General features: G+C 41.1%; 8 protein-coding genes. 1 reads left to right on the forward strand and 7 read right to left on the reverse strand.

Annotated features, from left to right (window positions below; translation table 11 throughout):
- Positions 1 to 32: 32 nt before the first annotated feature.
- The 7 genes from ACEVFT_RS16575 to ACEVFT_RS16605 all read right to left on the reverse strand — a co-directional run bounded on the left by ACEVFT_RS16575 (position 33) and on the right by ACEVFT_RS16605 (position 6,991).
- Entirely contained in the window at positions 33 to 1,232 is a 1,200-nt protein-coding gene (locus tag ACEVFT_RS16575) for an MFS transporter (RefSeq protein WP_393950781.1), read from the reverse strand.
- Positions 1,233 to 1,243: 11 nt separating this feature from the next.
- Positions 1,244 to 1,663, reverse strand: coding sequence for a MarR family winged helix-turn-helix transcriptional regulator (locus tag ACEVFT_RS16580; RefSeq protein WP_205442771.1), 420 nt, complete (start codon positions 1,661 to 1,663; stop codon positions 1,244 to 1,246).
- Between the two features lie 475 nt (positions 1,664 to 2,138).
- Positions 2,139 to 3,080, reverse strand: a complete 942-nt coding sequence (locus tag ACEVFT_RS16585) for a nuclease-related domain-containing protein (RefSeq protein WP_393950782.1) — start codon at positions 3,078 to 3,080, stop codon at positions 2,139 to 2,141.
- Positions 3,081 to 3,237: 157 nt separating this feature from the next.
- Complete coding sequence (locus ACEVFT_RS16590; RefSeq protein WP_342443252.1) at positions 3,238 to 4,245, reverse strand: FecCD family ABC transporter permease; 1,008 nt, start codon at positions 4,243 to 4,245, stop codon at positions 3,238 to 3,240.
- Entirely contained in the window at positions 4,238 to 5,239 is a 1,002-nt protein-coding gene (locus tag ACEVFT_RS16595; protein ID WP_205442766.1) for a FecCD family ABC transporter permease, read from the reverse strand. Before ACEVFT_RS16595 ends, ACEVFT_RS16590 begins: the two co-directional genes overlap by 8 nt.
- A 23-nt stretch (positions 5,240 to 5,262) precedes the next feature.
- A complete protein-coding gene (locus tag ACEVFT_RS16600; RefSeq protein WP_393950783.1) occupies positions 5,263 to 6,189 on the reverse strand; it encodes an iron-hydroxamate ABC transporter substrate-binding protein in 927 nt (308 codons plus the stop codon).
- Between the two features lie 13 nt (positions 6,190 to 6,202).
- Positions 6,203 to 6,991: an ABC transporter ATP-binding protein gene (locus ACEVFT_RS16605; RefSeq protein WP_342443250.1), complete on the reverse strand. Its 789-nt coding sequence runs from the start codon at positions 6,989 to 6,991 to the stop codon at positions 6,203 to 6,205.
- Positions 6,992 to 7,138: 147 nt separating this feature from the next.
- Between ACEVFT_RS16605 and ACEVFT_RS16610 the strand changes: the two genes are divergently transcribed.
- The gene (locus ACEVFT_RS16610) at positions 7,139 to 8,188 is read left to right on the forward strand and encodes an NAD(P)/FAD-dependent oxidoreductase (protein ID WP_342443249.1); all 1,050 of its coding nucleotides are present in this window, start codon (positions 7,139 to 7,141) and stop codon (positions 8,186 to 8,188) included.
- Positions 8,189 to 8,248: the final 60 nt, after the last annotated feature.

Genomic DNA, 8,248 nt, shown 5'->3' on the forward strand with positions numbered 1-8,248 from the left:
AGACGTTTTTTCCACAATATAATGATTCTAATCTACAAAATTTTTGCTTGTTTCAAATTTTCATGCTTTCCATGTAAGAAGTAATAAAGCACAATCGACACTAAAATGACAAAGACCATCGAAAAGAAAATCGAGCCGTAGCCCATAGAAGGTACAAATAAGCCTAAGAAATAAGGCCCGACACCTAAGCCTAGATCATAAAAAATAAAATACGTAGATGTCGCAAGTCCTAAACGCTCATTTGGTGTTACTTTGATGGCAATCGCCTGCGCCACTGAGTTGAAGTTCCCATAGCCAATTCCGATACAAGCCGCAGCGATTAAAAAGGCGATCGTAGTTGTTGCTGAGCTAAAGGCATACATGCCAATTGCAAACAACACTAAGCAAGGATAAATAATAATATTCGCCCCTCTTGTATCAAGCAATTTCCCTGTAAATGGACGTGTCGCCAAAATAACAATGGCATAGATAATAAAGAAGTAGCTACCTGCTGATACTAAATCTAGCTCCTTTGCATAAAACGTCATAAATGACATGACACCTGAATACGCAAAGCCAATCACAAGTGCCACAAAGGCAATCGGTACTGCGCGCATTTCAATAAAGTTCGTCACTTTAAAGCCAGCCTTCACAGCTGTATCCTTCGCTTTTTTCGGTGCATCTGGCACGGTCACCATGAAATACATAAAGAAACAAATAATAGCTAAAACAGAATCGACTGCAAAGATCATACGATAATCTTCAAACAGCTGTGTTAATAATATGCCGACAAATGGGCCAATGGCTGTGGCTAAAATCGCACTTAGGCTATAATAACCAATCCCTTCCCCACGACGCTCTGCTGGTAAAATTTGTGCAATAATCGTACCTGTAGCTGTACTGGCAATTCCTAGTGCAATCCCCTGTATTAAACGATTGATCATCAGCAGCGGTAGACTGCCTGCTATAAAATAAGACATCGTTGACAACATAAATAATAGCAGTCCGCAAAATAATGTTTTTTTGCTACCCCAGTCACCAATAATACGCCCTGTCCCAAGACGTCCTAATAGTGTCCCGATAATAAAAATACTCGATACAAGCCCTGCTGTACTTGTAGAGGCATTAAAATGCTCCACCGCATAAGCCGCAATCGTCACCATTAATAAATAAAAGATTAACGTAATGGTAAAATTAATAAGTGAGACAATTAAAAAATCCTTTGTCCATAGTTTCTTTCTGGTTGCTTCCACGTTACTCTCTCCTATTGATTGATATTCATACAAATTCTTGCTAAAACCTGTGTCGCAATGTCAATATCTTGCTTAGGCACACCTGCCAGTGCCTGCTCAAAAAACGGACTCAAATGCGACTTTATTTCCTGCACAAGCTCTTCTCCATGCTTTGATAGGTGTACAAGCTTTTCACGCTTATCCTTACCTGCCATCGTTTCCACATAGCCCAGCTCCACAAGTTTATGTACAAGCTTCGTGACACTTGGCTTCTCTATAGACATGAAGTTCGCGATATCTACAAATGAATGTGGCCCCCTATCATTCAAGAAACGAAGCACTGCCCACTGCGAGCTATATAACTGATAGGGTTCAAGCTGTACATTCAGCTGATTAATAAATGGCCGATACATTAAGCGGTACTGATTAAAAAATTCCTGTTCAATTGTCACACTATCACTTCCTTTTAAACTAGTTAGCCTAGCTAACTATATACCTAAAAACTCTATTTGTCTAGTAGGAAATAAGCGAACCCTCGCTTAGAAAGGAGGTGGATTCAGCGTACTTTTCGGAGACTCCATCCCTCATCTTGATGCGTGTATCCGCCACTTTCTCTGCTGTATCCTCCACTTCTCGCGTTCTATCCGCTACTTTCCCTTCTCTATCCACCTACTTATTGCGTATCCTCCACTTTCTCTGTTGTATCCTCCACTTCTCACGTTCTATCCGCTACTTTCCCTTTTCTATCCACCTACTTATTGCGTATCCTCCACTTTCTCTGCTGTATCCGCCACTTCTCACGTTCTATCCGCTACTTTCCCTTCTCTATCCACTAACTTATTGCGTATCCTCCACTCTATCCACCTCAAAAACTATGAAAGCAACTCATTCAGACCGCTTGAATGAGTTGCTTAGTTTTTAAAATCCTTATTCCATAATCCAGTACTTCCTATGTTTTTTGACACCTTCTGCTTGCAAAGGGAGTTGCTGTAACAACTTGTACGCTAAATCGGGCGAGTCAATGCCAAAGAATTCGCGGAAGCTTCGATTGGTTACCTGCTGCCCGACTAGTAATCGGTAATCTTCCAGGGTTCGCATCAGCGCTTCTCGATCCACCAATCCACAGCGTGGGCAAATCCATTTTTTATAGTGATACTTTAATCGCTGTCCCGTACCACATTGTGGACATAACACACCTTTCACCATTTCCTGAAGCGGCAGCTCTACCTCTTTTTTCAACTTCGTGTGTAGGGATAATAGAAGGTTCGCCAATCGTAAAAGATCTACGCTTTCTCTAGGATGATGCCGCTCTATCCATTTTTGGAAATAAAATCGTAACCCTGTCACATGAAATATAGGTTGCCCCTCAAACCCCTTTGTTAAAATGCCATTTTTCGTTGCCAGTACAACCGCATGAACAACAGGTAAATCGATACGTTCTCGCTGGAACAGTTTTTTCATCCAAACCACATGTCGCTCCAGCTGAACAAATGGATTAGCCATTCCTTCCACCGTGCCATCCATGGTCGTACGTGTAAACTGTGCAAAAGAGGCATCATATGAGAGATTTCCTGTTATATTTTTGATTTCTAGGATGAGTAAAAAATGGGGACAGAGAAAAATGGTGTCCATTTGATGGGTAGAGCCGAAGCCATTCGTGGTTTGAAAATCATGGAGAAAATAATGGGGGGTTGGTAAATCGATCTCAAGCCATTCTGCATCGACACGCTGTTCGCCAGCAAGCCCTGCTTGGACACGGCTCAATCGTTCACTATAATAGGCGTAGTCATTTTGCGTCTGCGGCAATCTTCGTAGCATCACCTCTAGTATTTTCTGTGAATCCGATGGTTGTCGTGCTAATAGAATCATGTATTCACCTCCTGCCCTGATTATATAAAAAAAGAACCTCAACAAATGAGGTTCTCAAAAACTTAAAAGATAGATATTGCAAAATCAATTTTTCACAATTTTTAGTAGATCGAAAGACTGTTCTTTGGAGCAACAACTAACGTTTGCTAATACGTTTCTACACATTCTTCCGCAATAAATACAGGAAGTAGGGTGCGCCAATAAACGCAACAACAATACCAGCAGGAACTGTTGCACTTGCAATGGCTACACGCCCAATGGTATCAGCCAGCATTAGCAAGCTTGCACCAATGAATAAGGTCAGTGGTAAAAAGAATTGATAGCGCGGGCCAACAAGCTGTTTCGCAATATGCGGAGCCATCAAACCGATGAAGGCTACACCACCTGTTACCGATACAGCAGCTGCCGCTAGCGCAACGGCGACAATTAATAATCGCAAACGTTCTCGCCCAATATTCATACCGAGGCCGACTGCTGTTTGCTCCGTCATGGCCAAGACATTTAACACATTCGCTTTATAGAAAATGTACGGGATACCCAGTACAAGCCAAGGCACTAACGCCCAGAAAAATGGCCAATCTGTGCCCCACACATTTCCGGCTAGCCATTGTGCAATAAATTGTACATCACTACGCTCAGCAGAGGAAATTAACACCATCATGACCCCTGATAAGGCGGATGCTACGCCAACCCCTACTAAAATAAACTGCACAGGATGTACGCCCTTATTTCGTTGATAAGAGAAAAAGTAAATGCACAGGGCTGTCACTAAGGCACTACAAAAGCCGACAATCGGTAAAATATAGGCAAAGTGAGGAAGGTCGCCATTTACTAGCAAATAAAAGACTGTGATCCCAACACCTGCCCCGGCACTAATGCCAATAATCCCTGGGTCCGCTAAATCATTGCGGGTCACGCCCTGCAATACGGCACCCGCCAGCGCTAATGCCATACCCGCAGCCGCTAGCACAAACATTCTTGGTAAACGAACGGAAAATAGCACGAACGACTCTTTAAAACTACCATCGCCCAACAAGGTCGGGATAATTCGATCAAAAGATACGGATGCGGCACCTAATGAAATCCCCATCACAAAAATGAATAAGGTGACCACTAGCCAAATGAACAACCATTTCCGTTGTTTTTTTCGACCTTCTTTAAACAAATTGACGTCCTCCCTTCCGCACTAAGAGTAGGAAGAATGGAAGACCTATAATCGAAATAATGGCCACAACTGGCGTTTCATAAGGTGCGTTAATCATGCGACCTGCAAAATCAGCCAATACCATAAACCAGCCACCTACAATGGCGCTCATTGGTAAGACAAAGCGATAGTCTGTCCCTACAAACGCGCGGACAATATGCGGCACCATTAAGCCAACGAAAGCTAGATTCCCGACAAGGGCCACAGCAGAGCCAGCCAGAATAACCACCACAAACATCATGATGCCTTTTACGAACGTGGTGTTTTGTCCAACTCCCACAGCTACTTCCTCATTTAAGCTTAAAATCGTTAATTGACGACTGAAAGCAAATGATAGGAGTAGACCGATGATAATAACAGGAACGATTAATAATGCCTGCCATGTTGTGCCAATAAAACCGCCACTTGTCCACATCGAAACATCTTTGGAAATTTGAAATAAAATGCCTGTTCCTTCTGCGATTGCCTGTAATAATGCCGTGACAGCCGCACCAGCCAAAACAAGCTTCAACGGAGAAAAGCCTTTTTTAGTAGAGGCACCAATCCCATAAACAATCATCATACCAATACCAGCCCCAACAAAGCAGGCTAAAATTAACGTATAATACGAGAACTTCGGAATAAATGCCATCGTTAAAGCAAGGGCAGCATTTGCCCCTGCTGTTAAACCAAGCAGCCCTGGATCAGCTAATGGATTTCGTGTAACCCCTTGCATAATCGCCCCAGCGACAGCGAGGGCACTCCCAACAAAAATAGCTGCAATGATACGCGGAAATCGAATTTCACGTAAAATCGTGTAATGTTTGCCACCACTTTGACCAACAATTGCTTGAAAGACATCTTGAATGCTAGTATTCGCTGCCCCTAAGCACAGCGAGATACTAGCAGTGCCAATTAATACAAGCAATGCTAGCAATACTTGAAGCCAAAATGGAAGCTTTCGAAACTTTGTCATTTGCCTTCGCTACTCTCTACTAATTATTGTAAAAATTTCTCTTCAAAGAACTTCAGTTGATGTTCTAATGTGATAGGGTCGTTGAAGTAAAAGGCATTTGCATTCACTTCAAATAAATGACCATTTTTCACTGCTTCTAAATCTTTAAACCACGCTGCATCTGTAAAGGAATTATCTTGATCTTGGAACATACTGAAGATCACATAGTCACCAGCGTATTCCCCTAAAACTTCTTGAGAAATAGCATAGTAGCCAGGCTCTAACGCTGTTTCTTTTACTTTTTCAGGCATTTTCAAGCCCATTTCTTGATATAAAATCTCTGTTCCACGGCCCCAGTTATCGCCATAAATATAGAACTGTTTATTGAAGTTTTCTGCCACTGTTACAGTCGCATCTTCACCGATTTTTTCTTTAATTTTTTTACCAGCTTCTGCTGCGCGTGTTTTAAAATCTTCTACCCATGCAGTTGCTTCTTTTTCTTTATTCACAACTTTACCGATTTCAATGAACTGCTGTAAATAGTCAACTTTACCATACGTAAATAATACTGTTGGCGCGATTTCTGCTAATTTATCAGCATTTTCAATCCCATTTAAGCCAATAATTAAATCTGGTTCTAGCTCAAGAATTTTTTCAATATCTGTATTTTCAACTACGACAGCATCTTTAATCGCGTCTTCGAAGTTTGGATTTTTTGCTGCCCATGCATCTACACCAACAACATTCACATCAAGCTGTAATAAGCTTCCTACAAAAGAAGATAGTACAACTACACGTTTCGGATTTGCTGGTACTTCAACAGGACCTGACTCTGATTGATATGTGATTGATTCTGCTGATGTTTCTTCTTTTGAGCCTTCATCAGCCTTCTCTGTTTTTTCTTCCTTATTGCCACATGCTGCAAGTACTAGGACAAGCATCATAAACATTGGTAATAGCCACTTTTTCATTGTTATTCTCCCTTTAAACGGTTTGTAATAAGTCATATGTAATGCACATTGGTTTGTTTGTTCGTGGATCTTTGCCAATGACTGCATCAATATTAAATACTTTTTTCAATACTTCTGGAACCATCACTTCTTCAGCCGTTCCGAATTTTACAAGCTCACCCTGTGAGAGCGCTACAATATAATCTGAAAAACGTGCCGCTTGATTTAAATCATGGAGTACCATGACAATGGTGCGCCCCTGTTCTTCATTCAGTTTGTAAAGCAGCTCTAAAACTTCTAGCTGATGAGCCATATCTAAATAAGTTGTCGGTTCATCTAAAAAGATAATGTCGGTTTCTTGGGCCAATGCCATCGCAATCCATACGCGCTGACGTTGTCCACCAGATAAAGCATCTACAGTTTGTAAACGGAATTCTTCTGTTTTGGTTACCTGTAAAGCCCAGCCAATCACATCTTTATCTTTTTGTGATAAATTACCGAAGCCCTTTTGATAAGGAAATCGACCGTAGGATACAAGCTCTTCCACTGTTAAACCATGTGCACTTTCTGGACTCTGTGGTAAGATTGCCAGCTCTTTTGCCAATTCTTTTGTGTTCATCTTGGAAATATTTTGACCATCTAATATGACCTGTCCACTCTCATGCTTTAAAATCCGTGTGATGGCCTTTAATAAGGTTGATTTTCCACAACCATTTGAACCAATGATTGTTGTTATTTTGCCATCGGGAATTTGCAGCGATAAGTCATGCACAATTGTTTTATTCTCATAACCAACACGAATCGATTCAACTTCTAAACGCAAATCGGACCCTCACTTTCTTTTTACTTCTTTCCATGCTATGATATTCAAAGCTTAAAATGATAATCATTATCACTAGAATTAGTCTAGTTTTTTGATAAGATTTTGTCAATTACTTTTTTACTATTTATTAAGGATGTGGCAATAAAAATGCAGCATGTGTATGATGTGACAATTATTGGCGGAGGCCCAGCTGGCTTATATAGTGCCTTTTATAGTGGTTTACGTGGTTTAAAAACAAAATTACTAGAAAGCCAATCACAGCTTGGCGGAAAAGTACTACTTTATCCCGAAAAGCTGATATGGGATATTGGGGGGCATCCTCCTGTGTTAGGCGAACAATTTGTCAAACAATTAATCGAGCAAGCCAAAACATTCGATCCTACTATTTTGACAGATACAAAAGTAGATTTGATTGAACGTCACGATGATATTTTTGTGATACATACAGCAACTGGTGAAAAACATTATTCTAAAACGGTGCTGCTCGCTGTTGGTGGTGGCATTATTAATCCTCAAAAGCTAACACTTGAGGGCGCTGAAAAATATGAAATGTCAAATTTACATTACACTGTGCAATCGTATAAACGTTTTGTCGATAAGGATATCATGATCTCAGGTGGTGGCAATGCAGCCATTGATTGGGCTGTTGAGTTAAGTCCGATTGCCAAAAGCGTGACGGTGGTTTACCGCAAAGAGAATTTATCCGCTCATGAAGCCACTGTACAGGAAGCACTGGATGCAGGTGTGCGTATTGAGTGTAATACATCGATTACAAAGCTTTCCGCGAATGCTGATAAAACCGCTATTCAATTAGTGACATGTGAAAATACGATAACGAAGCAAAGCTATACTCGTCAAATCGATGAGGTAATCGTCAGTCACGGCTATAATCGTGAGGCATCTCTTGCATTTGATGAGGCCATTGCCCTTCCAAAAAAGGATGATTATTATTTTGAAGGAAAAGCAACTGGCGAAACGGCACAGCCTGGTATTTTTGCGGCAGGTGATATTTTATCGTTTGATGGAAAAATCAATTTGCTACTTGGAACATTCCAGGATGCAGCCAATGCGGTCAACTCCATTAAAACGTATTTAGAACCGACCGCCTATCGTCATGGCATGGTGTCCTCACATAATGAACTATTTAAAGAGAAAAATCGCTCTATTATCGAAAAGCAATTGGCCCCAGCCCATTAAACCCAAATATGAACCCTCTTAAGACCATTTTCTTAAGAGGGTCTTAGTGTTACTGTCAAT

This window comes from Lysinibacillus sp. PWR01 (assembly GCF_043359455.1).
GTDB lineage: Bacteria > Bacillota > Bacilli > Bacillales_A > Planococcaceae > Lysinibacillus > Lysinibacillus fusiformis_F.